Annotated in this window: 24 protein-coding genes; 12 read left to right on the top strand and 12 right to left on the bottom strand. The window is 68.6% G+C overall.

Features of this window, described 5'->3' with window-relative positions; genetic code table 11:
• Positions 1-17: 17 nt before the first annotated feature.
• Entirely contained in the window at positions 18-1,400 is a 1,383-nt protein-coding gene (locus LZ005_RS14955; protein ID WP_237808937.1) for an MATE family efflux transporter, read from the bottom strand.
• A 130-nt stretch (positions 1,401-1,530) separates the two neighbouring features.
• Here LZ005_RS14955 and LZ005_RS14950 point away from each other — a divergent pair, with 130 nt between their 5' ends.
• The 6 genes from LZ005_RS14950 to LZ005_RS14925 all read left to right on the top strand — a co-directional run bounded on the left by LZ005_RS14950 (position 1,531) and on the right by LZ005_RS14925 (position 8,925).
• Positions 1,531-2,685 (top strand): beta/gamma crystallin-related protein, encoded by a 1,155-nt coding sequence (locus tag LZ005_RS14950; protein WP_237808933.1) that lies wholly within the window; start codon positions 1,531-1,533, stop codon positions 2,683-2,685.
• Between the two features lie 69 nt (positions 2,686-2,754).
• Positions 2,755-3,126 (top strand): hypothetical protein, encoded by a 372-nt coding sequence (locus tag LZ005_RS14945; protein ID WP_237808932.1) that lies wholly within the window; start codon positions 2,755-2,757, stop codon positions 3,124-3,126.
• A gap of 80 nt (positions 3,127-3,206) precedes the next feature.
• A complete protein-coding gene (locus LZ005_RS14940; RefSeq protein ID WP_237808930.1) occupies positions 3,207-4,316 on the top strand; it encodes an efflux RND transporter periplasmic adaptor subunit in 1,110 nt (369 codons plus the stop codon).
• 1 nt (position 4,317) lies between these two features.
• Complete coding sequence (locus LZ005_RS14935; RefSeq protein WP_237808923.1) at positions 4,318-7,401, top strand: efflux RND transporter permease subunit; 3,084 nt, start codon at positions 4,318-4,320, stop codon at positions 7,399-7,401.
• Positions 7,394-7,696, top strand: a complete 303-nt coding sequence (locus LZ005_RS14930) for a DUF3240 family protein (RefSeq protein ID WP_237808913.1) — start codon at positions 7,394-7,396, stop codon at positions 7,694-7,696. The genes LZ005_RS14935 and LZ005_RS14930 overlap by 8 nt, the downstream gene beginning before the upstream one ends.
• Positions 7,693-8,925, top strand: a complete 1,233-nt coding sequence (locus LZ005_RS14925) for a TolC family protein (RefSeq protein ID WP_237808907.1) — start codon at positions 7,693-7,695, stop codon at positions 8,923-8,925. Before LZ005_RS14930 ends, LZ005_RS14925 begins: the two co-directional genes overlap by 4 nt.
• Here the strand turns inward: LZ005_RS14925 and LZ005_RS14920 are convergent.
• The 5 genes from LZ005_RS14920 to LZ005_RS14900 form a co-directional block, all read right to left on the bottom strand.
• Complete coding sequence (locus LZ005_RS14920; protein WP_237808905.1) at positions 8,922-9,353, bottom strand: adenylyltransferase/cytidyltransferase family protein; 432 nt, start codon at positions 9,351-9,353, stop codon at positions 8,922-8,924. The two genes, LZ005_RS14925 and LZ005_RS14920, sit on opposite strands and share 4 nt — an antisense overlap.
• Positions 9,350-10,303, bottom strand: a complete 954-nt coding sequence (locus LZ005_RS14915) for a LicD family protein (protein ID WP_237808897.1) — start codon at positions 10,301-10,303, stop codon at positions 9,350-9,352. The genes LZ005_RS14920 and LZ005_RS14915 overlap by 4 nt, the downstream gene beginning before the upstream one ends.
• Positions 10,304-10,344: 41 nt before the next feature.
• On the bottom strand, positions 10,345-11,949 hold the full coding sequence (locus tag LZ005_RS14910) for an ATP-binding cassette domain-containing protein (RefSeq protein WP_237808895.1): 1,605 nt from the start codon (positions 11,947-11,949) through the stop codon (positions 10,345-10,347).
• Positions 11,950-12,069: 120 nt separating this feature from the next.
• A complete protein-coding gene (locus LZ005_RS14905; RefSeq protein ID WP_237808888.1) occupies positions 12,070-12,612 on the bottom strand; it encodes a dihydrofolate reductase family protein in 543 nt (180 codons plus the stop codon).
• A gap of 26 nt (positions 12,613-12,638) precedes the next feature.
• Positions 12,639-13,778 (bottom strand): alkane 1-monooxygenase, encoded by a 1,140-nt coding sequence (locus tag LZ005_RS14900; RefSeq protein WP_237808886.1) that lies wholly within the window; start codon positions 13,776-13,778, stop codon positions 12,639-12,641.
• Positions 13,779-13,821: 43 nt separating this feature from the next.
• Here LZ005_RS14900 and LZ005_RS14895 point away from each other — a divergent pair, with 43 nt between their 5' ends.
• From LZ005_RS14895 to LZ005_RS14885, 3 genes are all read left to right on the top strand, one after another.
• Positions 13,822-14,340: an arsinothricin resistance N-acetyltransferase ArsN1 family B gene (locus tag LZ005_RS14895; protein ID WP_237809049.1), complete on the top strand. Its 519-nt coding sequence runs from the start codon at positions 13,822-13,824 to the stop codon at positions 14,338-14,340.
• Entirely contained in the window at positions 14,333-15,799 is a 1,467-nt protein-coding gene (locus tag LZ005_RS14890; RefSeq protein WP_237808885.1) for a glycoside hydrolase family 32 protein, read from the top strand. Before LZ005_RS14895 ends, LZ005_RS14890 begins: the two co-directional genes overlap by 8 nt.
• Before the next feature lie 137 nt (positions 15,800-15,936).
• Entirely contained in the window at positions 15,937-17,130 is a 1,194-nt protein-coding gene (locus tag LZ005_RS14885; RefSeq protein WP_237808884.1) for a DUF4382 domain-containing protein, read from the top strand.
• A gap of 3 nt (positions 17,131-17,133) precedes the next feature.
• Here the strand turns inward: LZ005_RS14885 and LZ005_RS14880 are convergent, their stop codons facing one another.
• Positions 17,134-18,300: an MFS transporter gene (locus LZ005_RS14880; protein WP_237808882.1), complete on the bottom strand. Its 1,167-nt coding sequence runs from the start codon at positions 18,298-18,300 to the stop codon at positions 17,134-17,136.
• Between the two features lies 1 nt (position 18,301).
• Entirely contained in the window at positions 18,302-18,880 is a 579-nt protein-coding gene (locus tag LZ005_RS14875) for a TMEM165/GDT1 family protein (RefSeq protein WP_237808880.1), read from the bottom strand.
• A 93-nt stretch (positions 18,881-18,973) separates the two neighbouring features.
• Between LZ005_RS14875 and LZ005_RS14870 the strand changes: the two genes are divergently transcribed.
• Positions 18,974-19,600: a Crp/Fnr family transcriptional regulator gene (locus tag LZ005_RS14870; protein WP_237808878.1), complete on the top strand. Its 627-nt coding sequence runs from the start codon at positions 18,974-18,976 to the stop codon at positions 19,598-19,600.
• Between the two features lies 1 nt (position 19,601).
• Here the strand turns inward: LZ005_RS14870 and LZ005_RS14865 are convergent, their stop codons facing one another.
• Positions 19,602-20,831 carry a dipeptidase gene (locus LZ005_RS14865; protein WP_237808877.1) on the bottom strand — a complete coding sequence of 410 codons (1,230 nt, stop codon included), beginning with the start codon at positions 20,829-20,831 and terminating at the stop codon, positions 19,602-19,604.
• Between the two features lie 103 nt (positions 20,832-20,934).
• Between LZ005_RS14865 and LZ005_RS14860 the strand changes: the two genes are divergently transcribed.
• Positions 20,935-21,762, top strand: coding sequence for an ion transporter (locus LZ005_RS14860; RefSeq protein ID WP_237808875.1), 828 nt, complete (start codon positions 20,935-20,937; stop codon positions 21,760-21,762).
• Here the strand turns inward: LZ005_RS14860 and LZ005_RS14855 are convergent.
• A complete protein-coding gene (locus LZ005_RS14855) occupies positions 21,759-22,238 on the bottom strand; it encodes a Dps family protein (protein ID WP_237808874.1) in 480 nt (159 codons plus the stop codon). The two genes, LZ005_RS14860 and LZ005_RS14855, sit on opposite strands and share 4 nt — an antisense overlap.
• Positions 22,239-22,685: 447 nt before the next feature.
• Between LZ005_RS14855 and LZ005_RS14850 the strand changes: the two genes are divergently transcribed.
• Positions 22,686-23,021 carry a hypothetical protein gene (locus LZ005_RS14850; RefSeq protein ID WP_237808872.1) on the top strand — a complete coding sequence of 112 codons (336 nt, stop codon included), beginning with the start codon at positions 22,686-22,688 and terminating at the stop codon, positions 23,019-23,021.
• Positions 23,022-23,044: 23 nt separating this feature from the next.
• On the opposite strand, the gene LZ005_RS14845 is transcribed toward LZ005_RS14850, so the two are convergent.
• Positions 23,045-23,752: an ABC transporter substrate-binding protein gene (locus LZ005_RS14845; RefSeq protein ID WP_237808866.1), complete on the bottom strand. Its 708-nt coding sequence runs from the start codon at positions 23,750-23,752 to the stop codon at positions 23,045-23,047.
• Positions 23,753-23,934: 182 nt separating this feature from the next.
• Positions 23,935-24,246, bottom strand: coding sequence for an EthD family reductase (locus tag LZ005_RS14840; RefSeq protein ID WP_237808861.1), 312 nt, complete (start codon positions 24,244-24,246; stop codon positions 23,935-23,937).
• Between the last annotated feature and the right edge of the window lie 16 nt (positions 24,247-24,262).

Raw genomic sequence — 24,262 nt, 5'->3', positions numbered from 1 at the left:
GTGGGGTGGGAAAAGAGTCAATGTATCAGATGTGCCCGCTTCCGGGCGAGGCGGAATAGCGCAAAACTCAACAAGATGGCGGCCACGCTGAGGCCGAGCACGAGGCCGATCCAGAAGCCGCGCGCGCCCAGCGGGGCGGGCGGGGCGAAGGGCAGCCAGGCCGGCGCCCAGCCGAGCCAGATGCCGACCGGCAGCGCCACGACCCAGAAGGCCAGCACCTGGATCAGCATCGGCTGGCGCGTGACCTGGTAGCCGCGGATCGCGCACGAGGTCGCGCACTGGGTGGCGTCGGACAGCTGGAACAGGGCGCCGAGCAGCAGCAGCTCGACGCACAGGGCCTGCACCGCCAGATCACTGGTGTAGGCGGCCGCGATCTGCCAGCGCAGCGCAGCCATGGCCAGGGCCGACAGGGCGGCGAAACCGAGGCACATGGCGACCCCGGTCCAGCTGACAAAGCGGGCGCGGCGCGGGTCGCCTTCGCCCAGGGCCTGGCCGACCCGGGTGATCAGGGCGATGCCGAAGGACAGCGGCACCATGAACACGAGCGAGATGAAATTCAGGGCGATCTGGTGGGCGCCGACCTCGACCACGCCGAAGCGCGCCACCAGCAGGGACACGGCGCCAAACGCCGACACCTCGGCAAAATAGGTGATCCCGATCGGCAGGCCCAGGCGCAGCATCGGGCGGATCTCGGCCCAGCGCGGGCCTTCCCAGTGGCTGAACGGATAGCTGGGCTTGAAGGCCTCGGCGCGCCGGATCCACCACAGCAGCACCAGTAGCATCAGCCACAGGCCGCTGGCGGTGCCGATCGCGCAGCCGAGCGCACCGAGCGCCGGCGCACCCCAGTGGCCGAAGATGAAGACCCAGTTGATCAGCACGTTGTAGGCCAGGCCGCCGAGCGCGATCAGCATCAGCGGCTTGGTCTGGTTGATGCTGGTGGCATAGCCGTACAGGGCGCGGTACAGCGCATACGGCGGCATGCCGAGGCTGATGATGTGCAGGAACTGGCTGGCGCGCGCATTGACCTCCGCCTCCAGCGACAGATAGTCAAACACGAGCGCGGCCAGATTCACCAGCAGGGCGCAGGCCAGGCCGATGGCCAGCGCCTTCCACAGGCCCTGGCGCACCAGATGCGGAATACGGCCGAAGCGCGCGGCCCCGACCTCGTGCGCGACCAGGGTGTTCATCGACATCATGGTGCCGCTGACGGTGACCTGGATGATCGACCAGACCGAGGCGCCGAGCGCGGCCGCAGCCAGTTCGGTGGCGCTGGCGTGGCCGGTCATGGCCACATCGGCCACGCCCATGCCGACCGTGGCCAGCTGGCCAACCAGCATCGGCCAGGCCAGTTGCCAGATCGATCGGACTTCGCGCAGCAGGCGGGCGGCAGGGGTGGGCATGGACGGCGGCAAGCGGAAAAGCGTCCATTCTAGCGGTGGAAGGAAATTGTTACATCTATCACCGTTGCGAGGCTGGTATTCCGATCGCGGAAACTTCACAATAGCGCCAACTGAATACTAGGAACTCATCATGTTGCAGCGCCTTGCGATCGTTCTCGGGATGTTGTGGCTGGGCCAGCTCGCGGCCCAGGCCGGCGAGATCACGCTGTATTCACGCGACCATTTCCGCGGCCGCGAGGTGACCCTGCGCGAAGTGACGCCGAATCTGTCCGATCTGGGCTTCAATGACCGCGCCAGCAGCCTGGTGGTGCGCTCGGGGCGCTGGGAAATCTGCGTCGATGCCGAATTCCGCGGCGAGTGCGTGGTGTTCGAGCGCGGCGAGTATCCGAACCTGGAGCGCTTCAATAACCAGATTTCCTCGGCGCGCGAAGTCGGCACCGGCCGCCATCCGGGCAGCTGGCGCCGCTACGAGGGCCGGCGCGGCCTGGTCGAGTTCTTCGCCCAGCCTGGGCTGAACGGCAACTCCACGCGCATCGTGCGCGACACCCCGGACTTCGTGCAGATCGGCTTTAACGACCGCGCGCGCAGCCTCGTCATCGAGGACGGCACCTGGCAGTTCTGTGTCGACGCCGATTTCCGCGGCGCCTGCCGCACGCTGGGCCCGGGCCGCTATGCCGATCTGGGCGCGCTCAATGGCGTAATCTCCTCGGCGCGCATGGTGGCCCCGGACGAGGACCGCAATCCGCCGCCGCGCTTCGACCCCTCGGTGCCGCTGCTGATGTTCCAGGACGAGAATATGCGCGGGCGCTCGGTGGCCGTGCGCGGCGACACGCCCGATCTGGTGCCGCTCGGCTTCAATGACACGGCCCAGTCGATCCTGATCCAGCAGGGCACCTGGGAATTCTGCGTCGATGCTTACTACCGCGGCATGTGCCGCATTCTCGGTCCGGGCCAGTACCGCAGCCTCGACGGCAGCCTGTACCGCGCGATCAGCTCGGTGCGCCAGGTGGCCAGCTCGGGCGGGCCCGGCCGCTACGAAGGCGATGTCGAGCTGTTCTCCCAGCCTGATTTCCGCGGCGCCCGGGTGCCGCTCAAGCGTGACGTGCGCACGCTGACCGAATACGACTTCAACGACCGCGCCTTCTCGATCATCGTCCACTACGGTACCTGGGAGTTCTGCGTGCACGGCGATTTCGGCGGCCAGTGCGTCGTCTACGGACCGGGTCGCTATGCCTCGCTCGGTTCCCTCAGCGGCCAGATTTCCTCCCTGCGGCGGGTGAACTGAGACTAACTTGTTTGTGCGAAATCCGTTACCATATCGGTATGAATCCTGCCGATCGCGTGTAATGACAGCATGAACGCCCATTTTCGCCGTATTGTCGCCTGCCTGATGCTGGCGCTGGTGTTTGCCAGCAGCCTGGGCAGCGTGATGGGCGGCCGCTGGCTCGCGCATGAGATTGCACACAGCGAGGCCCCGGCCCCGCTGCTGGCCGACCATGGCCACCCGCCGCTGCAATTGCTGGCCGGCGGCGTCAAACACGAATCCCTGGGCGCACTCGAACACCATCTGCTGCACGCGGCCGGCCAGCTGCCGACCGCGCTGCCCAGCCAGCAGACTCTGGCCCTGGCCGGGGTGGTGATGGCCATCGTGCCGGCGCTGCCGCCCGCCCTGGCCAGCTCGCAAACCGAGCCGCGCGGCCTGTTCCGTCCCCCGCGTCTGGCCTGAAAGCTGCTAACGCCGTGTAGCCCGTACCGGGCTGCTTCCGCTGTGTGCCCGCCGTGGCGGGCCTGCTTTCAGGATTGACCATGAACTTCCCCATCGTGAGTGCCCGCGCGCGTCTGTGCGCGCTGGCCTGTGTATTTGCCATGCCGGCCTTCGCCGCCGGTCCCAGCCCCGCCTTTAAAGTCGCCGACGCCCAGATCAAGGCGCTCGGCATCCAGCTCGCCCCGCTGTCGGCCCAGGCCCAGGGCGTGCGCGCCAGCTATCCGGCCCAGGTGATGGCCGCGCCCGAAGCCGAACAGATCGTCAGCGCCCCCCTGCCGGCCATGGTGGCCCAGGTGCTGGTGCAGCCCTTCCAGACCGTGAAGGCCGGTGCGCCGCTGCTGCGCCTGGCCAGCCCAGAACTCGGCCAGTGGCAGCTGCAGGCCGTGCAGGCTCAGAGCCGCCTGCAGCTGGCGCGCACCCAGGCCCAGCGCGAACAGCAGCTGTTCGAAGAAGGCATCATCGCCCAGCGCCGCCTGCAGGAAGCCCAGGCCGCTTTGGCCGAGGCCCAGGCCACACAGCAGCAGGCCACGGCCGCGCTGCGTCTGGCTGGCATGGGGCAGGGCGCCATCAGCGCGCTGCTGAAAAGCGGCCAGGCCGAGGGCAGCGTGCTGCTGGCCGCGCCGCGCGCCGGCACCGTCGGCGCCCTGGCGCTGCGCCCCGGCCAGCGGGTGGAAGCGGGCACCGCGCTGCTGAGCATCAGCAGCGGCAGTGCCCAGGTGCTCGATATTCAGCTGCCGGCCAGCGTGGCCGCCGCCTGGACCGCGGGCACGCGCGTGCTGGTCAGCGGCCGCACGGCGACGGCACGCGTGCAGGGCATGGCGCCGAGCGTCACGCCGGGCAGCCAGAGCCTGATGCTGCGCGCCGTGGTCGAAGGCAGCGGCCTGCGCGCCGGCGAGATGGTGCAGGTGGAACTGCCGGTCGGCGCCAGCAAGGATGGCTGGGACCTGCCGCTGGCGGCCGTGGCCCATGATGGCGGCCAGGCCTATGTGTTCGTGCGCACGCGCGATGGCTTCGAGGCGCGCGCCGTCGGCGTGAAGGCCAGCGGCGGCCAGCGCGTGCAGGTGCAGGGACCGCTGAAGGAGGGCGAGCAGGTCGCGATCAGCGGCGTGGTGGCCCTGAAGGGCGCCTGGCTGTCCGCCAAGGGAGAGTGAGATGCTCGCCAGGATAGTGCAATTTGCGCTGGCCCAGCGCCTGTTCATGCTGCTCGCCACCGTGCTGCTGGCCGGTGCTGGCTGGATGGCCTGGAACGGCCTGCCGATCGACGCCTTCCCGGATGTCTCGAGCACCCAGGTGAAGGTCATCATGAAAGCCCCCGGCATGACGCCGGAGGAAGTGGAAGCGCGCATCGCCGTGCCGATCGAGGTCGAGATGCTCGGCATTCCGCATACGCGGCTGCTGCGCTCCGTGACCAAGTACGGCCTGGTCGACGTGACCATCGATTTTGAAGACGGCACCGACATCTACTGGGCGCGCCAGCAGGTGGCCGAACGTCTGGCCGGCCTGGGCGACGCGCTGCCATCCGGGATCAGCGGCGGCATGGCGCCGATCACCACCCCGCTCGGCGAGATGTATATGTTCACCGTCGAGGCGCCCGACATGAGCCTGGAACAGCGGCGCGCGCTGCTCGACTGGACCATCCGTCCGGTGCTGCGCACGGTGCCCGGCGTGGCCGATGTGAATGCCCTCGGCGGCGTGGTGCGCGCGCTCGAAGTCGTGCCCGACCCGCTCAAGCTGGCCGCGCACGGCATCAGCCTGGCGCAGCTGCGCGAAGCGATCGACGCCAACAACCGTAACGATGGCGCCGGCCGCCTGGCCGAAGGCGGCGAAGTGCTGCTGGTGCGGACCGAAGGCGCGGTGCGCAATCTGGACGACCTGCGCGCCATCGTGGTCGCCAACCGCAATGGCCTGACGGTGCGCGTGGCCGACCTGGCCGAGGTGCGCAGTGGCGCCGTCACGCGCTACGGCGCCGTGACCCAGAGCGGACGCGCCGAGGCGGTCGAAGGCCTGGTGCTCGGTCTGGCCGGCGCCAATGCCCAGCAGGTGGTCGACGGCGTCGAACAGAAGCTGGCCGCGCTGGCCAAGACCCTGCCCAAGGGCGTGCAGATCAAAGCCTTCTACAACCGCGCCTCGCTGGTGGAAAAGGCTGTCGGCACGGTGTCCTCGGCCCTGCTCGAAGCGACCGCCCTGGTGCTGGTGCTGCTCGTGCTTTTCCTCGGTAATCTGCGCGCGGCCCTGACGGTGGCGCTGGTGCTGCCGCTGGCGGCCCTGGTCACCTTCATCATGATGCGCCTGTTTCATATGTCGGCCAATCTGATGAGCCTGGGCGGTCTGGCGATCGCCATCGGCATGCTGGTCGATGCGGCCGTGGTGGTGGTCGAGAACATCGTGCAGCGCCTGGCCACCGACCCCAGTGCGGGCCGGCTGCCGCGCCTGCACACGATCTACCGCGCCGTGCGTGAAGTGGCGGCCCCGGTCACCTCCGGCATCCTGATCATCATCACGGTCTTCCTGCCGTTGCTGACCCTGCAGGGCCTGGAGGGCAAATTCTTCGCCCCGGTGGCGCTGACCATCGTGTTCGCGCTGTTTGGTTCGCTGCTGCTGTCGCTGACCGTGATCCCGGTGCTGTCGTCCTACCTGCTTGGCCACGCCAGCCACGACGATCCCTGGCTGCCGCGCAAGCTGGCGGCCCTGTACACCCCGGCCCTGCGCTGGGGCCTGGCGCGTCCGAAGCTGGTTGCGGCCGGCGCCGGCGTGCTGCTGCTGCTGGCGGTGCTGCTCTACACCCAGGTCGGCAAGGCCTTCATGCCCACCATGGATGAAGGCGACGTCATCGTCGGCATCGAAAAGCTGCCTTCGATTTCGCTCGAGGAGAGCGTGGCGCTGGACATGAAGATCCAGCAGGCCATCCTGCAGGGCGTGCCCGAAGTGACGGGCATCGTGGCGCGGGTCGGCTCGGATGAAATCGGTCTCGATCCGATGGGCTTGAACCAGACCGACACCTTCCTGCAGCTCAAGCCGCGCGGCCAGTGGCGCCAGAAGTCGAAGGAGGAGCTGCTCGACGCGCTGCGCAAGGTGCTCGATCCGATCCCCGGCATCCACTACAGCTTCACCCAGCCGATCGAGATGCGCGTGTCCGAGATGATCATCGGCGTGCGCGGCGACCTGGCCGTGAAGATCTACGGCCCCGACCTGGCGCAGCTGAACGACTACGCGGCCAAGGTGGCGGCCCTGCTCAAGACCGTGCCCGGCCACCAGGACGTGTACACGATCGAAAACGACGGCATGCAGTACCTGCGCGTGGCCGTCGACCGCCTGGCCGCCGGCCGCTTTGGCCTGTCGGTGGAGGAGGTGCAGGACGCGTTGCGCGTGCAGATCGAAGGCCAGCGCGCGGGCGCCGTCATCGAGGGTAACCGGCGCGTGCCGATCATCATCCGCGGCCAGGAAGTGGTGCGCCTGTCGCCGGCCGAATTCGCGGCCCTGCGCCTGACCACGCGCGACGGCCAGAGCGTGCCGGTGACCAGCGTGGCCACGCTGGAACGGGCTGACGGTCCGGTCAAGATCGACCGCGAAATGGGCAGCCGTTACAGCGTGGTGATCGCGAACGTGGCCGGGCGCGACCTGGTTGGCTTCGTCGAGGATGCCAAGGCCCTGATCGCCAAGCAGCTGCCGCTGGCGACCGGCTACAGCATCACCTGGGGCGGCCAGTTCGAGAACCAGCAGCGTGCCGCCGCCCGTCTGGCGGTGGTGGTGCCGGTGGCCCTCGGCCTGATCTTCGTGCTGCTGTTCTCCACCTTCGGCTCGGTGCGCCAGGCCCTGCTGATCCTGTCGAACATCCCGTTCGCCCTGGTCGGCGGCGTGGTGGCGCTGTGGGTCAGCGGCGAGTACCTGTCGGTGCCGGCTTCGGTCGGCTTCATCGCGCTGCTCGGCATCGCGGTGCTGAACGGGGTGATGCTGGTGTCCTACTTCAACCAGCTGCATAGCGAAGGCCTGCCGATCGGCGAGGTGGTGCTGCAGGGGGCCTTGCGCCGCCTGCGTCCGGTGATGATGACGGCCGCGATCACGGCCTTCGGTCTGGTGCCGCTGCTGTTTGCCAGCGGCCCCGGTTCCGAGATCCAGCGCCCGCTGGCCATCGTCGTGATCGGCGGTCTGATCACCGCCACCGCCCTGACCCTGATGCTGCTGCCGATCCTGTACCGTCAGTTCGCCTTCCCGAAACACGAGGTGTCCCATGAATGAATTGTGTCTGACCCTCCTGTGCCCGCCGGCCGTGGAGGAGAAAGTGCTCGACCTGCTGCTGCTGACGCCGGAAGTGACGAGCTATACGAGTAATCCGACTTCGGCGCACGGCATCGCGCCCGATAATCTGGACGAGAGCGAGCAGGTGCTGGGGCGCGCACGCGCGACCCTGGTGCTGGCCGTGTTCGGCGCCGACGCCCAGGCCAGCCTGCTGGCGCGGCTGGCGGCGGAACTGCGCGGCAGCGGCGTGCGCTACTGGATCACGCCGATTCTGGCGAGCGGAGGTTTCGCATGAAGCCGATCCTGATGACGCTCTGGCTGGCGGCCCTGCCGGCCCTGGCCCAGCAGCCGGTGCTGCCGGCCGGTCTGCCGCCGGTGACGACGGTGCGCCCGCTGCTCGAACGCGATCCGGCCGTGGAAGCGGCGCGCGCCCACCTCGAAGTGGGCGAGCAGGAAGCGCGCCAGTCCGAGGCTTCGCCCTATGAATGGACGCCGCGCGTCACGCGCCAGACCCGGCGCGCCGAAGCGGGCCTCAGCTACGGCGAATGGAACGTGGCCGTCGAACGCGGCCTGCGTCTGCCGGCCAAGCGCAGCGCCGACGACAAGCTGGCCAGCGCGGCGCGCGCCGCCGCCAAGGCCCGCTTCGGCGAAACCTTGCACGAAGCGGCGCGCAGCTTCTTCGGCCTGTGGCTCGACTGGCTGACGGCCGAACACCAGGCGCGCCTGGCGGGCGCCAGCCTGCAGGCCGCGCGGGACAATCTGGCGGCCGTGGAAAAACGCCAGCGCGCCGGCGACGCCGCCCGTCTCGACCTGCAGCTGGCGCGGGCCGACGCGGCCGACCAGCAGCGCGCCGAACTGGAGGCGCGCACCGCCGCCAACAGCGCCTGGGCGCAGCTGTCGGTGCGCTATCCGGGTCTCGGGCGCGAGGTCACGGCCTTGCCGCCGCTGACTGCCCTGAGCACGCCCGAGCGCTGGTGGCGCGAACGCATCCTGTCCGAAAGCGATGAGCTGAAGATGGTGCAGGCGGCGGCCGCGCGCAGCGCCGCGCTGGCCGAGCGCGCGCATGCCGAGCAGACCCCCGATCCGACCGTGGGCGTGTTCCACGGCTCCGAGCTCGGTGGGCGCGAACGCCTGACCGGCATCAGCCTGAGCGTGCCGCTGCCGGGGGCCGCGCGTGCCGCGCGTGGCGCGCGTACCGCGGCCGAGGCGCGCGTCGGAACCTTCGAGGTGGCGCTGGCCGAGCGCGAGATCGATGCGCGCGTGGCGGCCCAGGTGGCGCAGGCGGAAGGCAGCATGGCGGCGGCCCAGGTGGCGGCCGACAGCGCCCAGGCGGCCCAGGCCAGTGCGGCCCTGGTCCAGCGTGCGTATGCGCTGGGCGAAGGCGATCTGCAAACCCTGCTGGCGGCGCGCCGCCAGAGCAGCGCGGCCCAGCAGGCGGCACTGCAGGCCCAGGCCGCAGCCGTGCGCGCCTACGGGCTATTGCTGGTCGACGCCCACCTGGTCTGGGACCTGGAGCACGACTAGGCGCCGGCGCGGATGCGCGCCTTGATCGCGGAGGTCGACACGCCCTCGGTGTAGGGCAGGTAGGCCACCGCGATGCCGCGCTGGGCCAGGGCCGGTTCGAGCCGGCTCCAGCGCGGCCCGGCGCGCCATTCCTCGCTGACGAAAATCAGGTCCACCTGCCAGGCGGCGATCCAGTCGGCCGTGGCCTCGGTGTTGTCCAGGCCCGGCGTGAACAGCCGCACTTCATCCACACAGCGCAGCGCGCGCAGCATCTCCATGCGCTGCTCCTCGTCGATCACGGGGCGGCGCTGCTTCGAGCGTTCGCAGGTCGCATCCGCGCCGAGTCCCACTTTCAGATAATCGCATTGCGCGCGGCAGGCCTGCAGAAAGCGCACATGCCCGACGTGCAGCAGGTCGAAGGCGCCGATGGTGCCGGCCACGCGCGTCATGCCTGGGCCTCGATGGCGCGCGCCAGCGGCAGCAGCGGATCGGCCGGGTCGAGCCGCGCCAGCAGCGCAAGCAGGCGGCTGAAGGGCGCGCGGCGCCCATTGATCCAGGCTTCGCCCAGGCGCAGATGGCCCCAGGCGTGGGTGAAGGCATTGTGGGCCACCAGGGCCGGGGTGCCGAGGATGGCGTCGAAATGCGGGTCGGGCGTGACCCAGCCCGGGCCATACAATTCCTCCAGCATCTGACGCGGTTCGCTCAGAGCCCAGTAGGGGCCGCGCTCGCTCTGCTGGCGCGTGATCTGGAATTCCGAAAAGCGCAGCAGGCGGCCGTCTTCGCGCGCCAGGCCTTGCGGCCACCAGCCACCGAGCACGCCGGCGCCGGCCGGGTCGCTGTCGTAGCCGATCAGGTCGAGCGTGATGCCGCTGTCGGCATGCACGAAGCAGCGGTAATTGCTGGCGTTGAGCGCGACCCAGCTGTCCTCCCAACCGAGTTCGCGCACGGCGCGGCAAGCCTCGTCGAGGGCGCGGAAGGGCACGACCAGATCGAGGTCCTTGTCGTTCGGGAGCAGCGCGCCGTCGCGCACCAGGCCAAGCAGGGTGCCGGCGGTGGCAAAGGCGATCAGGCCGCGGCGCGCCAGGTGCACCAGGGTCGCATCCAGAAATTCGCGCGCCTGGCCCGGCTCGAAATGGGTCGGACGCGGCGGCGCTTCGGCCGGCCAGGGCAGGGTGCGCGCCGTGTCGAGCAGGGCCGCGGCCTCGGCCTGCAGCCGCGCGATCTGGTTCAGATGCAGGCTGCACAGGGCGCGGCAGATCTGCAGGCGCGCGCCGAGCATGCCGGCCGCGCCGCCGAGCGAGCGCACGGCCTGGTCGAATTCCGTATGGGCGCGCGCGGCATCATCGACCATGCGGCGATGGGCTTCATTGAGCAGGGCGTGGGCGGCGGCGTGGTTCACAGAAGCGGGCGAGCAGTGTGCGGGCCACCACTGTAGCGCCATCAGCCGGGTGCCGCAATCACCTCCCAGCCGGCGCCGTCGTACTGCCAGACCTGATCCGGCGCGATCGCCTCGGCCAGGCGCGCATCGTGCGACACCAGCAGCAGCGCGCCGCCCCAGCTGCGCAGCATGGCTTCGAGCGCGTCCAGCGCATCCAGATCGAGGTGGTTGCTCGGTTCGTCCAGCAGCAGCAGGCGCGGCTGCGGGCGCTGCAGCAGCACCAGCAGCAGGGCCACGCGCAGGGCCTCGCCGCCGGACAAGGTGGCGGCCGGGCGCATCGCAGCAGCGGCGCCGATCCCGGCCTGGTGCAGCCAGTGGCGCGCCGTGGCCGCGTCGAGGCCGCCCGCGCACAGCTGCTCGAGGGCGCTGGCGGAGCGCGCGAGCAGATCGAGCCGCTGGTCGAGCAAGGCGGCGCCGCAGGGCGTGCGCAGCTGCCCGCCAGCGGGCGCGAGGCGGCCGGCGATCAGATGCAGCAGGCTGCTCTTGCCGCAGCCATTCGGCCCGCGCACGTGCACGCGCTGGGGGCCGCAGAGCTGCGCGCTGAACGGGCGCTGCCAGCCCCAGGGCAGGCGCACCTGATCGAGATGCAGCACGGTTTGGCCCGATGCCAGCGGCGGCGCCGTGCGCGGAAAGGCGGCGCGCTGCTGCAGCGCGTGGGCGCTGTCGGCGGCGGCGCGCAGATCGGCCAGATTGGCCGCGCGTTCGGCCGCATGGCGCGTGTGCAGGGCGCCGGCCGATTGTTCGGCGCGTTCGCGTTTGAAGTCGTACAGCAGCTTGGACTGGCTGCCGCTGGCGCGTTCGCGCGCGCCGCGCCCGGCTTTGCGGGCCGCGCGCTCGCTCTGTTCCTGGCGCGCCCGTTCGCCCTGGCGCTGGGCCGCGCGCGCCTGGGCCAGCGCCGTTTCGGCCTGGGCCAGTTCGGCGGTGCGGCTGGCGGCCACCAGGTCCCAGCCGCCGCCGTAGCGGCGCAGGCCGCGCTGGGCGATGGCCAGGGTGCTGTCGGCCGCGGCCAGCAAGGCGCGGTCGTGGCTGATCAGCAGCAGCCCGCGCCCGCCCGCGCACCAGGCCTGCATCTGCGCCAGCAGCCACTGGCGCTGGTTGGCGTCGAGGTGGTTGGACGGTTCATCCAGGATCAGGTAGCCGGCCGTGCTGCAGAAGGCGCCGATCAGGGCCAGGCGCATGCGCTGGCCCCCGCTCAGGGCCGCCGCCGGCAAGGCGGGGTCGAGTCCGGCCGCGGCCAGCTGCGCGTGCCAGCGCGTGTCCAGGTCCCAGCGCTCGTCCAGCAGTTCAAGGTCGGCACTGTCGCCGCTGCCGTCGCGCAGGCGCGCCAGCGCGTAAAGGGCCGGGGCCAGGCCGGCCACCTCGGCCAGGCTGTCGCCGCTGCCGCCATGCTGGTCCAGATAGGCGATGGCACAGGCGCGCTGGATGCTGCCGCGCGTGGGTGCGGCCAGGCCTGCCAGGATCTTGGCCAGCAGCGTTTTGCCGCTGCCATTGGGACCGATCAGCGCGCACAGGCCGGGGCCCAGCGTGGTGCTGCAGTCGTCAAGCAGAATGCGCCCATCGGGCAGGGCAAGGTGGACCCGGTGCAGGGTGAGAATGGCAGACGCCATGGGAGACTCCTGTGAATGCGTGCGAACGGCCCGGCCGTGCGAAACGGCGGCGGGAACGGGGCTGGCTGCCAGTGGCAGCACGCATTACAGGCGCATGGGCGTGATCTCCGGTGAGAGGAATCAGGGCGCGATTATGCCACGTTTGCGGTAGCGCGCCTGCACCGGGCCGCTGGCGAAGCTGCGGCTGTCGTGCAGTTCCCAGGTGGCCTGGGGCAGGGGCTCGCCAAACAGGGGGACGCCGCGGCCGAGAATCACCGGCACCCAGGTCAGGGTCAGTTCGTCGACCAGGTCTTCGGCCAGGCCGGCGCGGATGGCGGCGCCGCCATCGAGGTAGATGTGGCGCGTGCCTTCCTGATGCAGGCGTTCGAACAGCGGGCGCAGTTGGCCCGACCAGAATTCGCAGCCGGGGCGCGCGGCCAGGGTCTGGTGGGTCAGCACGACCACGCGCTTGCCGCCGTAGGGCCACTCGGGAAAGCCGCACACCACGTCGTAGGTGTGGCGGCCGATGACCAGGGTGTCGACCGAGGCCATCAGGGCCGCATAGCCGGTCGCCTCGGGCGATTCGACGCCATACGGGTCGAGCCAGGACAGGTCATCCTGTTCGCCGGCGATGAAGCCGTCGAGACTGAGGCCGACAAACACACTGGTACGGGGCAGGGACATGGCGTTCTCCTTGGACGGAACCGCCATTATCGCGCATCGGCTTCGGCCAAGCGCGCCAGTGCGCGTTCCTCGGGCGTGGCGTAGTCGCGGTCCCAGGCGGCCAGGCGCGGCGCCATCAGGCGGAACCACAGCGGCGGCAGCATGGCCAGGAACATCGTGCTCAGATAACCGCTGATCATCTGCGGCGCCTCCGGGATCGGGCGCAGCCGGTGGTAGGGCAGGGCGCCCTGGGCGTGGTGGTGCGAGTGGCGCGTCAGGTTGAACATGCCCCAGGAGCTGAAGCGGCGGTTGGTGTTCCAGGAGTGGCGCGGCGCCACCGGCGTGCCGGGCAGGCGCACCAGGCCATAGTGTTCGATGTAGTTGACGATTTCGAGCAGGGCCTTGCCCCACAGGGCCGATGCGATGAAGAAGGCGGCGCCGGCCCAGCCGCCCATCAGGGCTGCGATGGCGACCAGGGTGGCGCTCATGGCGGCCCCGCGCAGCAGGCTGTTATGCCAGCTGAAGACGGGCAGCTGGTGGCGCTGCAGGCGCGCCGCTTCGATCTTCCAGGCGCTAAGGTTGCCGGCGATGGTGGAGCGCAGAATATGCGCGTACACGTTGCGCCCGCGCGGGGCCGTGGCCGGGTCGAGCGCGGTCGATACATAGCGGTGGTGGCCATACACGTGTTCGACGGCGAAGCTGGTATCGAAGCTGAAGGCCAGCAGCCAGCGCCCGATCAGCATCGACACGCGGTCGCGCGTGCGGTGGGTCAGCTCGTGCCCGGTGATGGTGCCGACCATGCCGATCATGAAGCCGGTCAGGAAGATGGCGCTGAGCTGGTGCCCGAACTGGTTGGCCGCGCGCGCGGCAAACACGTCGAAGCTGAGAAAACGCTGCATGAAAGCGCCATAGCCAAGCGGGTCGCCGCTGCTGCAGCGCCACACGGCGGTGAACACGATCAGGGACAGAATCGGCAGCGCCAGCCAGAGCTGAAAAGTGAGGATGCCCGGGTGGCGGTACTCGGGCGTGGACAGGTCGTCGCCGCCGACGATGTCGAGTACGACGAAGCCGGCCAGGAACACGGCCAGGCCCAGCGTGGTGTGCGCGCCGCCCGCCAGCAGCCCGTGCACGGCACTGAGGGCGACCAGATGAAAGTAGAGGAATTTCAGGTAATGGAAGGCGGCCATGGGCCCTATGCTAAACCTGCCGGGCTGCGGCTACAATCCTGCCATGCACAATACGATCCGCCCCGCCCAGCCCGGGGATGCCGCCGCCATTGCGGCCATCTACAACCCCTATGTGCTCGAGACCTGCATCAGTTTCGAGGAGCAGCCCGTGGGCGCCGAGGAGATCGCGGCGCGCCTGGCGCGCACCGTGGGCGCCGGCCTGCCCTGGCTGGTGATCGAAGCCGATGGCGAGCTGCTGGGCTACGCCTATGCGAGTAAATGGCGCGAACGCGCCGCCTACCGCCATTCGGTCGAGACCTCGGTCTACCTGGCCCCGGCGGCGCACGGCCGTGGCCTCGGCCGCCAGCTGTACACGGCTTTGCTCGAGCGCCTGCGCGCGCTCGGCATGCACTGCGCGATCGGCGGCATCGCCCAGCCCAATCCGGCCAGCGTGGCCCTGCATGAAAGCCTGGGCTTCGTGCAGGTGGCCCTGTTCAAGGAGGTCGGCTTCAAGGCCGGCGACTGGCGCGACGTCGGCTACTGGCAGCTGCAATTGCAACCCAAGGAGAACCCCGATGCGTAAGCCCCTGCTTGGTCTGATGCTGGCCGCCCTGTGCAGCCAGGCCGGCGCCGCCACGCCGCAATGGCGTCCCGGCCTGCACTTCACGCCGCGCGCCAACTGGATGAACGATCCGAATGGCCTCGTCTACCATCAGGGCCGCTACCACCTGTTCTACCAGTACTACCCGTATGCGAAGGTGTGGGGGCCGATGCATTGGGGCCATGCGGTCAGCACCGACCTGCTGCGCTGGGAGGAACTGCCGGTGGCGCTGGCGCCCGACGCCAAGGGCATGATCTTCTCCGGCAGCGCCGTGGTCGATACCCACAACAGCGCGGGCCTGGGCAAGCCAGGCCAGACGCCGCTGGTGGCCCTGTACACCCAGCACGACGGCGCCCTGGCTGAATCGAATCCGGGTCTGCACGAGAACCAGTCGCTCGCCTACAGCCTCGATGGCGGTGCCAGCTGGACCAAATACGCGGGCAATCCGGTGCTGAAGAACCCCGGCATCTTCGACTTCCGCGATCCCAAGGTGTTCTGGCACGCGCCCAGCAAGCGCTGGGTGATGGCCCTGGCCGCGAAAGACCGCATCCAGTTCTACCATTCGGCCAACTTGAAGGACTGGACCCTGGCCAGCGAATTCGGCGCCGACGCCGGCGCCCATGGCGGCGTGTGGGAGTGTCCGGACCTGATCCCGCTGACCGTGGGCGGGCGCACGCGCTGGGTGCTGCTGGTGTCGATCAATCCGGGCGGACTGAATGGCGGCTCGGCCACCCAGTACTTCATTGGCGACTTTGACGGCCAGCGCTTCACGCCGGACGACGGCGGCACGCGCTGGCTCGACTATGGCCCCGACAACTACGCGAGCGTCAGCTGGTCGAATGTGCCGGGACGCGCGCTGGTGCTCGGCTGGATGAGCAACTGGGACTACGGCCAGCAGCTGCCGACCGATCCCTGGCGCAGCGCCATGACCCTGCCGCGCGAGCTGCGCCTGCAGCCGGTGGGGCAGGGCCTGCGCCTGGTCAGCACGCCCGCGCGCGAGCTGGCGCGCGCCGAGGGCAAACCGCGCGCGCTGGGCAGCGGCGGCAGTCTGGCCGGCCTCGCGGGCCAGTTCCGCCTGAAGCTGCAGGCGCCGCGCGCCGACAGCTTCCGTCTGGTGCTGTCGAATGCGGGCGGCGAGCGGCTGGTGATCGCCTACGAGGCGGCCCTGCAGCGCTACCTGATCGACCGCAGCGCGGCCGGCGTGCGCGACTTCAGCGACAAGTTCAGCGGCCTGGCCAGTGCGCCGCGCCTGGCCGTCGGCGGTGCGCTCGACCTGGACCTGGTGTTCGATACGACCTCGGTCGAACTGTTCGCCGATGGCGGCCTGACGGCGATGACGGCCCTGTTCTTCCCGCGCCAGCCCTACACCGAAGTGGCGCTCGAAGGCCCGTCGGGCACGCGCCTGCAGATCAGCCCGCTGCGGGCCGGAAAGCCTCGATAAAAGCCTGCAAATTCTCTTGCCAAAAATCTATAAGGTATTGATTTGTAAGCGTTTGTAAGATGTGGTGAGCGTCACTTGTGCGTTCAATCGTGCTCCATAAACTCCCCAGCACGGTTCAACAACAAGGAGGTCTCATCATGAAAAACCGCGCCCACGTTTTTCTTCTGGCCCTGCTGTCCGCCCTGGCCCTGTCGGCCTGCGGTGGCGGCGGCGGCGCCCCCGGCACCAGCACCACGCCGATGACGAATATGGGCCAGCTGCGTGTCGGCCTGACCGACGCTCCGGCCTGCGGCTTTGATGCCGTCAATGTCACCGTGGCCAAGGTGCGCGTGCACCAGAGCGCCAACGCGAGCGACACCGACGCCGGCTGGACCGACATCACGCTCAACCCCGCGCGCAAGATCAATCTGCTGAAGCTGACCAATGGCGCGCTCGAAGACCTGGGCTCGACGCCGCTCGCGGTCGGCCATTATTCGCAACTGCGGCTGGTGGTGGCGGCCAATAGCAGCGCCACGCCGCTGGCCAATTCGGTGGTGCCCACGGGTGGCAGCGAAGTGGCGCTCGACACGCCGAGCGCCGTGCAGTCCGGGATCAAGCTGATTCACGAATTCGACGTGGCGGCGAACAGCCTGGTCGACCTCACGCTCGACTTTGACGCCTGCAAATCGGTGCTCACGCGCGGTAACGGCAACTACCAGCTGAAGCCGACCGTCTCGGTGATTCCGACCATCGTCAGCGGCGCCATTACCGGCTACATCGATCCGCAGCTGGCGGCCAGCCATCCGGTGATCACGGCCCAGATCAATGGCGCGGTGGTCAAGGCCACGGTGCCGGATGCGAGCAGCGGCGCGTTCTCGCTGTCGCCGCTGGTGCAAAGCAGCGCGGCCGGCCAGTACACGGTGGTGGTCACGGCTGACAACAGCGCCACCGCCGTCATCACCGGCGTGCCGGTGACGGCCAAACAGGACACCGCCTTGTCCAGCAGCGGCGCGCCGATCAAGCTGGCGGCATCGGCCATGAACAGCGTGGCCGGTACCCTGCTGCCGATCGCCGCCGAGGGCAGCGTCAAGGCGAATCAGACCGTAGCAGCCGGGGTCACGGTGGCGATCAAATCGGTGAATGCGGACCTGGCCACGGGTGCGTATGCACTGAGCCTGCCCATTGGCGCCCCGTCCCTGGCTGCTTACGGTAGTCTGCCGCTGGCCTTCACGACGCAGGCGACGGCGGCCGGCAAGTATGGCATCGACGCCTCCGCCAGCGGCTTTGCGACCCAGCAGGTGCAGGTCGACGTGAGCACCGCCGGCGCCACCCAGAACTTCGTGTTGAAGTGAGCTTCAGCGCTGGCGCACGCTGAACATGCTGGCCAGGGCCAGCACGCACAGGACCGCGCCGCCGACGAAAGTCGCGGCCGGTCCGGCTTTTTCCCACAGCAGGCCGGCCAGGCTGGACGCCGCCAGCAGGGCCAGGCCGCAAGCCAGGTTGAAGATGCCGAAGGCGGTGCCGCGCAGGGCCGGCGGCGCATGCGCGGCCACCAGCGCCGACAGCAGGCCCTGGCTCATCCCCATGTGCACACCCCACAGGGCCACACCGGCCAGCAGCAGCGGCCAGCTGGTGGCCCAGGCCAGCAGCACATCGGCCGCCAGCAGCACCACCAGGCTGATGGCCAGCAGGCGGCGCGGGTCGGTCTGGTCGGACAGACGGCCGAACGGATAGGCGGTGCCGGCGTAGACCACATTCATCAGCACCATCACCAGCGGCACGATCGCCGTGGGCACGCCGGCGTTCTGGGCGCGCAGCACGAGGAAGGCGTCGGAGAAGCGCGCCAGCGTGAAGATGGCGCCCGCGCCCACCACCCACCAGAAGGCGCGCGGCAGTTCGGCCAGGCGTTCACGCGTGAACAGGGCGGCGCCGGCGGCCGGCGCTGCGGGCGGTGCTTCCGGTACGGTGAAGGCCAGCAGCAGGGCCGCGAGCAGGGCCGGCAGCACGGCCACCCAGAACACGGCGCGCAAATCGCTGGTCCACCAATACAGCAGGGCGGCGCCGGTCAGCGGACCGAGAAAGGCGCCGGCCGTATCGAGCGACTGGCGCAGCCCAAAGGCGGCGCCGCGCAGGCCGGGCGGGGTGATATCGGCCAGCAGCGCGTCGCGCGGGGCGCCGCGGATGCCCTTGGCGGCGCGGTCGAGCAGGCGCACGCCGAGCACCATGCCGGTCGATCCGGCCAGGGCGAACAAGGGTTTGCACAGGGCGCCGAGGCCGTAACCCAGCACCGCCAGGGCCTTGCGCTTGCCGAGGTAGTCAGACAGCACGCCGGCGAAGGTCTTGGTGATCAGGGCGGTGGCCTGGGCCATGCCTTCGATGATGCCGACATCGAGGGCGCTGGCGCCGAGCGCGCCGACCATGAACAGCGGCAGCAGGCTATGGATCATCTCGGACGAGACGTCCATCAGCAGGCTGACGAAGCCCAGCATCCACACGCTGCGTGGCATGCGTGGGCGGTCCATCTCAGAAGCCGAGAGCGGCGCCGGCGCCGAGCAGGGTGGCCAAGCCAAGCGCGGCGAACATCAGGGCGGCGATGCCGTGCACGAGGCGCATCGGGATGCGCTTGGCCAGCTTGTCGCCGATGAAGACGGCCGGCACGTCGGCGATCAGCATGCCGAGCGTGGTGCCGGCCACCACCAGCAGCGGATTCGGATAGTGGGCCGCCATGGCCACGGTGGCGATCTGGGTCTTGTCACCCATCTCGGCCAGGAAGAAGGTGACCAGGGTCGCGCCGAACACGCCGAAGCGCTGGCTGATCTGGGTTTCGTCTTCGTCGATTTCGTCGGGGATCAGGGTCCAGGCGGCCATGCCGAGGAAGGACAGGCCGAGAATCCAGCGCAGCACGCCGGGACTCAGCGTGGCCGTGATCCAGGCGCCGAGCGCGCCGGCCAGGCCGTGGTTGGCCAGGGTGGCGGCCAGAATCCCCAGGATGATGGGCACGGGCTTCTTGAAGCGGGCTGCCAGCAGGAAGGCCAGCAGTTGGGTTTTGTCGCCGATTTCGGCGAGGGCGACGACGCCCGTGGAGACGAGGAGGGATTCCATGATCCCCCGATTTTACCGGACCGAAGCGGTTCCAGTAAGCGCGCCTGCCGCTACAATATCGACAACACTGACCTGATCGAGGGAGAAGTCGCGATGGATGCTCCGAGCCCGTTGTTACGCCTGGCCGCGAATGTGCGCCTGTTCGCCGGTATGCCGATGATGCTGCTGGGCCGGATGCTGGGCGCGGCCGACAAGGTCACCCTCAAGGCCGGCGAGTTGTTCTTCAACGAAGGCGACACCGGCGAAAGCTTCTACATCCTGGTGATCGGCCATGTGGCGGTGGAGCAGGTCAAGGGCGGCAAATGGGTGCAGCTGGCCCAGCTCAATCCGGGCGAAAGCTTCGGCGAGATGTCGCTGGTCGATGACAAGATCCGCACGGCGCGCGTGCGCGCGCTGACCGACTGCACGGCCATGTATTTTCCGATCGCGCGGCTGAAGGCCGATACCGAAATCACCTCCTACCTGTACCGGAATATCGCCAAGGTGCTGGTGGCGCGCCTGAAGCACACCAACAGCCAGGTGCTGGACCTGACCGCGAAGATCGCGCCCGAGGAGCCGGAAGAGGAGGCCGCGGCCGAGACGCCGGCCGCGGATGCAGCGGATGCCGAGGCCGCGCCGGAGCAGGCCGCGGCAGACGCCGAAGCGGCGCCGCTGAAGACGCCGTCGATCGACGATATCCCCGAACTGCAGCTGCGCCCGGGCGGCTACCGCAGCTTCTGACTCAGGCCTTGCGGTCGAGCTTTTCGATGGTGGCGGTGGACGGCGCGCGCGTCTTCTGCAGGCGCGCGGCCACCTGCTCGGCCTGACGCATGGCGCGCACCAGGTTCTGCGAGGCCAGCTTCTTCAGGTTGGCGTCGCTCCAGCCGCGCCGGATCAGCTCCGCGAACAGGGCCGGATAGGTCGACACATCTTCCAGCCCCTGCGACACCGGCAGGCCGCAGTAGTCGGCGCCGATGCCGACATGGTCGTAGCCGGCCACGCGCGCCACGTAATCGATATGGTCGGCCACCTGCTGCAGCGTGGCCGGCGGACGCGGCCCCACTTCCTGCTCGTAGGCCTTGGCGATGCGTTCGAGTTCGGCCTCGTCGCTCACGCCCTTCTGGCGCGCCATCAGGCCCATGCCCCAGCGCGCCCCGGCCTGGTTCACGAAGTTGGGCACGAAGGTCACCATCACCACGCCGCCATTGGCCTGCATGCGCTTGAGGATCTCGTCCGGCACATTGCGCGGATGCTCGGTCAGCGCGCGCGCCGACGAATGCGAGAAAATCACCGGCGCCTCGCTGGTGTCGAGCGCGTCGCGCATCACCTCCGGGCTGACGTGGGACAGGTCGACCAGCATGCCAAGCCGGTTCATCTCGCGCACGACCTCTTTGCCGAACGGCGTCAGGCCATGGTGGCGCGGCGTGTCGAGCGCGGCGTCGGCCCAGTCGAGCGTGACGTTGTGGGTCAGCGTCATGTAGCGCACGCCCAGGTCGTAGTAGGCGCGCAGGGCGCCTAGGCTGTTTTCGATCACGTGGCCGCCTTCGATGCCCATGAAGGAGGCGATTTTGCCGGCCTTGAAGGCGCGCCCGATGTCGTCGGCGCGCGTGGCCGGCACAAACACATCGGGATAGCGCGCGATCAGGCGGCGCGTCAGTTCGATCTGCTCGAGCTGCATGCGGGCCCAGCCCGACTTCAGTTCGCCCGGTACGTACACCGACCAGAACTGCGCCCCGAGCTGGCCGGCGCGCAGGCGCGCGATGTCGGTTTCGTTGACGGTCGGCTTGCGCAGGTCGTAGGCGTCGAGGTCGCTCGGGGCCGGCTTGTAATTCTGGATCAGCTCGGGCAGATCATTGTGGCCATCGACCAGGGGCGTGGCCTTGAGCAGGGCGCGCGCGTGGCGCAGGGCGGCATCATCGGCGGCGTGGGCGGAGCAGGCGGCGAACAGCAGGGGCAGCAGAACAGAGCGCATGGGCAGGGGTCTCGGTTGACGATCGTCCGAGTGTACCGAATTTCTTGCGTGGCGTGGGCGGGCGCGGTAATCTCGGAGCCTTCCTGTCATAGACCGTACCAGCATGGCTACTGCATTGCCGTATGGCGGACCGCCCGAGGGCTGGCGTGGCGCCCTCTATCGCATCGTGTTCCAGTCCGATACGCGGGCTGGCGTCCTGTTCGACAAAATCCTGATTCTGCTGATCCTCGCCAGCCTGGGCGTGGTGGTGGCCGACAGCGTGGAGTCGCTCGGGCAGCGCTTCGACGCCGCCTTCAACGCGCTCGAATGGAGCTTCACGCTGCTGTTCACAGCCGAGTATGTGCTGCGCCTGCTGTGCGTGCGCCAGCCGCTGCGCTATGCGCTGAGTTTTTTCGGCCTGGTCGATTTGCTGGCCGTGCTGCCCACCTATCTGGCCCTGCTATTCCCCGAAGTGCATGCGCTGATCGACGTGCGCGTGCTGCGCCTGCTGCGCATCTTCCGGATCTTTAAGCTCAGCGCCTATGTGCACGAGTACCAGGCCCTGGGCGCGGCCCTGGTGGCGAGCGCGCGCAAGATCATGGTCTTCCTGTCGGTGGTGGTGGCAGTGGTGATCGTGATGGGCACCGTCATGTACGTGGTGGAAGGGCCGGCCAATGGTTTCACCAGCATCCCCACCGCCGTGTACTGGGCGGTGACGACCATGACCACGGTCGGCTTCGGCGACATCACGCCCAAGACCGAGCTGGGCCGCCTGATCACTTCGGTGATGATGCTGCTCGGCTGGGGCACCCTGGCTGTGCCGACCGGCATTGTGACGACCGAGCTGGCCATGCAGCGCCAGAATCAGCACGCGCCCTGTCCGGGCTGCGGCGCCACCGACCACAGCCCCAAGGCGCGCTTCTGCCAGTTCTGCGGCAGCGCGCTCGATTAAGTCTCGAGCAGGGCGCGCAGCATCCAGGCCGCCTGCTCGTGCACGGCGATGCGCTGGGTCAGCAGGTCGGCAGTCGGCTCATCGTGCGCGCGTTCCACCGCCGGATACAGGCTGCGCGCCGTACGCGCCACCGCCTCGTGCCCGCTGGCCAGGATGGCGACCATCTCGAGCGCCTTGGCCGGCATGTCGGGCACGTCCGGCAGCGAACTCAGGCTGCGGAACTGGGCATAGGAACCCGGCGCCGGCATGCCGAGTGAACGGATGCGCTCGGCAATCGGGTCGACCGCATTCCACAGTTCCGTGTACTGGGTCATGAACATATTGTGCAGGCTGTTGAACATCGGCCCCGTCACATTCCAGTGGAAATTGTGCGTGCTCAGGTAGAGCGTGAAGGTGTCGGCCAGCAGGCGGCCCAGGCCCTGGGCGATCTCGGCGCGGTCGGCGGCATCGATGCCGGTGTTGATGTGGCTGCTCATGTTTCCTCCTCGTGTCGGTACGGACTTGCAGGTCTGCCGCAGGTTTGGACCGGTGCCAGACGCCGCAGTTCACCACTCAGTCGATGAAGCCTAGTATCCGCTGCGGCGCGAAATAGCTCAAATGAATTGATTGTATCGATTCGATAGTTTTCAGCTTATCCGCGATTTTCACCCATTCGACCCCGCCAATCCCGGTTTCGTCAGCTGGCGCTGGCGGCGCGCCCGCCGCGCCGGCACACTGGCCTGAGCCGGTTCGGCCTGGACCCAATCGGCCTCGCACCAGTCCAAGGAAAGTTGCACCAAGGCAGCACATGCAATTGTTGCGGCGCACCATTGGCAGGCGTTCTACTGTGCTTAATTCGGCAAAAACAAGCTGGCACAGATCGTGCGTTAGGGAAGTTGTGCCAAAAGCACAGCGCTTGTTTTACTCACCTTAAGGAGGTCAATATGCAATTCGTCATCGCTACTCTGCTGCTTGCAACCGCTGGTCTGGCATCGGCCAGCACGGCGCCCTCGGTCAATGTGAGCGCCAGCCGCTACGTGATGAAGGCGCATGACTTTGCCGCCTTCAAAGGCACCTACGAGCTGGAAAATGGCAAGACGGCCAGCGTCTACATGGCCGACGGCCGCTATTACGTGCAGGTGGAAGGCGCACCGCGCATGGAGATCGTGGCGGTCGATCCGAGCACCTTCGTCAGCCGTGACAGCAAGCTGAAAGTGGCCTTCGACCAGTCGCCGAACGCGGTGGTGGCCAGCATCAGCCTGCAGTACCGCGGGCAGTAAGTGCGGCGCAGGGCCGGGCGGGCTCAGAGGCCGAGAAGGCGCAGCTCGCCCGCCTGCCGCTGAGCATCGACAACGCGCTGCAGGCGGCCCAGGGCTTCGCTGTTGACGCTCGGATGGCAGCCGATCCAGGTGCGCAGTTCGAGCAGCTTGAACACCTGTTTGAGTTTGACCGCGTCCGGCGACTCGCGCATGGCGGCCATCTCGATGCTGCTGATCGGAATCAGGGCCACGCGGTGGGCCATCAGCTTGCGGATGTTCATTTTCAGGTCGACGGCTTCATCGACCGCAATCCCATAGTCGCGCAGCAGCTGGGTGAGCACCGAGCCACGCACGGCGCCGACCGGCAGCTTCTGCACATCGGTGATGCTGCGCACCCGGGTGCGAAAGTCCGGCGCGCCGAACAGATAGATATTGTCCTGGCTGACCGGGCCGACCCACTTGAACTGGTCCTCGTTGGCCGGCACCCGTTGCAGGCCCACTGCGCAGCTGAGCGGCGTGGTGCGCGCGCCATCGACGCGGCGCGCCGTCGGCACCAGTTCCAGCGTGGCCTGAATCTGCGCACGCTGCAGCGCCTGGCGCAGCAGATCGACGGCCGGGCCCTCCGGCGTCACCCCATCCGCGCCCGGGCGGATCAGGCTGACCGTCTCCGTCAGCAGCAGGCGCAGCGGCGCTTCGGCACTGGCCGAGACCGAAACACAGGCAAGCAGGAGCGGCAGAAATCTCTTGAGCATTCAGACACAAATAAAAAACGCCGATGCGACAGCCATCGCACGGCGTGGTTGCAGTCTGGCGGACGTTGTGGTCAGTCAGCGGAACGAAACGGGCCGGCGACGGCCCGTCTATTTCGATGACATCCTAGCATGTTTTGCTCGCCGCTAAAACTTTTGTTTCAAGCCGACGAGCACTGGCGTCGTCAGACGAGCACGGTGCTGAACTGGAGCTGCGGGGTGAGATTGGTGTAGTTGGCGATGTCGGCCATGATCGTTTCTGCATGCGGTGCAAAGGCAGTCTGGAAGGCGGTCAGTGAATCGCACAGCAGGTGTCCCATCGCGATATAGGGGGCGGGCGCGTCCGCTGCGTGGTCCGGCATGGCGATGTCGACCTGGAAGCCGGTGCAGCAGGCACCGAGCAGGTTCTTGACCATGGGCATATGGCGAGTCGCGTAGTAGTCCACGTCGAAACGGGCGTCGGGGCTGTTCGGATACAAGATGCTAACTTTGATCATGGTAAGTCGAGTATTG

Source organism: Massilia sp. TS11 (assembly GCF_022012445.1).
In the GTDB taxonomy this organism is placed as follows: domain Bacteria; phylum Pseudomonadota; class Gammaproteobacteria; order Burkholderiales; family Burkholderiaceae_D; genus Telluria.
Note: the sequence above shows the minus strand (reverse complement) of the source record. Positions and strands in the feature narration are given on the sequence as shown.

Bases quoted from the DNA above. Each gene is read 5' to 3' on its own strand.
- LZ005_RS14935 (WP_237808923.1), top strand. From the start codon at position 4,318: ATGCTCGCCAGGATAGTGCAATTTGCGCTGGCCCAGCGCCTGTTCATG.
- LZ005_RS14875 (WP_237808880.1), bottom strand. From the start codon at position 18,880: ATGGAATCCCTCCTCGTCTCCACGGGCGTCGTCGCCCTCGCCGAAATC.
- LZ005_RS14940 (WP_237808930.1), top strand. From the start codon at position 3,207: ATGAACTTCCCCATCGTGAGTGCCCGCGCGCGTCTGTGCGCGCTGGCC.
- LZ005_RS14880 (WP_237808882.1), bottom strand. From the start codon at position 18,300: ATGGACCGCCCACGCATGCCACGCAGCGTGTGGATGCTGGGCTTCGTC.
- LZ005_RS14845 (WP_237808866.1), bottom strand. From the start codon at position 23,752: ATGCTCAAGAGATTTCTGCCGCTCCTGCTTGCCTGTGTTTCGGTCTCG.
- LZ005_RS14865 (WP_237808877.1), bottom strand. From the start codon at position 20,831: ATGCGCTCTGTTCTGCTGCCCCTGCTGTTCGCCGCCTGCTCCGCCCAC.
- LZ005_RS14870 (WP_237808878.1), top strand. From the start codon at position 18,974: ATGGATGCTCCGAGCCCGTTGTTACGCCTGGCCGCGAATGTGCGCCTG.
- LZ005_RS14895 (WP_237809049.1), top strand. From the start codon at position 13,822: ATGCACAATACGATCCGCCCCGCCCAGCCCGGGGATGCCGCCGCCATT.
- LZ005_RS14910 (WP_237808895.1), bottom strand. From the start codon at position 11,949: ATGGCGTCTGCCATTCTCACCCTGCACCGGGTCCACCTTGCCCTGCCC.
- LZ005_RS14930 (WP_237808913.1), top strand. From the start codon at position 7,394: ATGAATGAATTGTGTCTGACCCTCCTGTGCCCGCCGGCCGTGGAGGAG.
- LZ005_RS14850 (WP_237808872.1), top strand. From the start codon at position 22,686: ATGCAATTCGTCATCGCTACTCTGCTGCTTGCAACCGCTGGTCTGGCA.
- LZ005_RS14855 (WP_237808874.1), bottom strand. From the start codon at position 22,238: ATGAGCAGCCACATCAACACCGGCATCGATGCCGCCGACCGCGCCGAG.
- LZ005_RS14885 (WP_237808884.1), top strand. From the start codon at position 15,937: ATGAAAAACCGCGCCCACGTTTTTCTTCTGGCCCTGCTGTCCGCCCTG.
- LZ005_RS14945 (WP_237808932.1), top strand. From the start codon at position 2,755: ATGAACGCCCATTTTCGCCGTATTGTCGCCTGCCTGATGCTGGCGCTG.
- LZ005_RS14955 (WP_237808937.1), bottom strand. From the start codon at position 1,400: ATGCCCACCCCTGCCGCCCGCCTGCTGCGCGAAGTCCGATCGATCTGG.
- LZ005_RS14840 (WP_237808861.1), bottom strand. From the start codon at position 24,246: ATGATCAAAGTTAGCATCTTGTATCCGAACAGCCCCGACGCCCGTTTC.
- LZ005_RS14950 (WP_237808933.1), top strand. From the start codon at position 1,531: ATGTTGCAGCGCCTTGCGATCGTTCTCGGGATGTTGTGGCTGGGCCAG.
- LZ005_RS14860 (WP_237808875.1), top strand. From the start codon at position 20,935: ATGGCTACTGCATTGCCGTATGGCGGACCGCCCGAGGGCTGGCGTGGC.
- LZ005_RS14905 (WP_237808888.1), bottom strand. From the start codon at position 12,612: ATGTCCCTGCCCCGTACCAGTGTGTTTGTCGGCCTCAGTCTCGACGGC.
- LZ005_RS14925 (WP_237808907.1), top strand. From the start codon at position 7,693: ATGAAGCCGATCCTGATGACGCTCTGGCTGGCGGCCCTGCCGGCCCTG.
- LZ005_RS14890 (WP_237808885.1), top strand. From the start codon at position 14,333: ATGCGTAAGCCCCTGCTTGGTCTGATGCTGGCCGCCCTGTGCAGCCAG.
- LZ005_RS14920 (WP_237808905.1), bottom strand. From the start codon at position 9,353: ATGACGCGCGTGGCCGGCACCATCGGCGCCTTCGACCTGCTGCACGTC.
- LZ005_RS14900 (WP_237808886.1), bottom strand. From the start codon at position 13,778: ATGGCCGCCTTCCATTACCTGAAATTCCTCTACTTTCATCTGGTCGCC.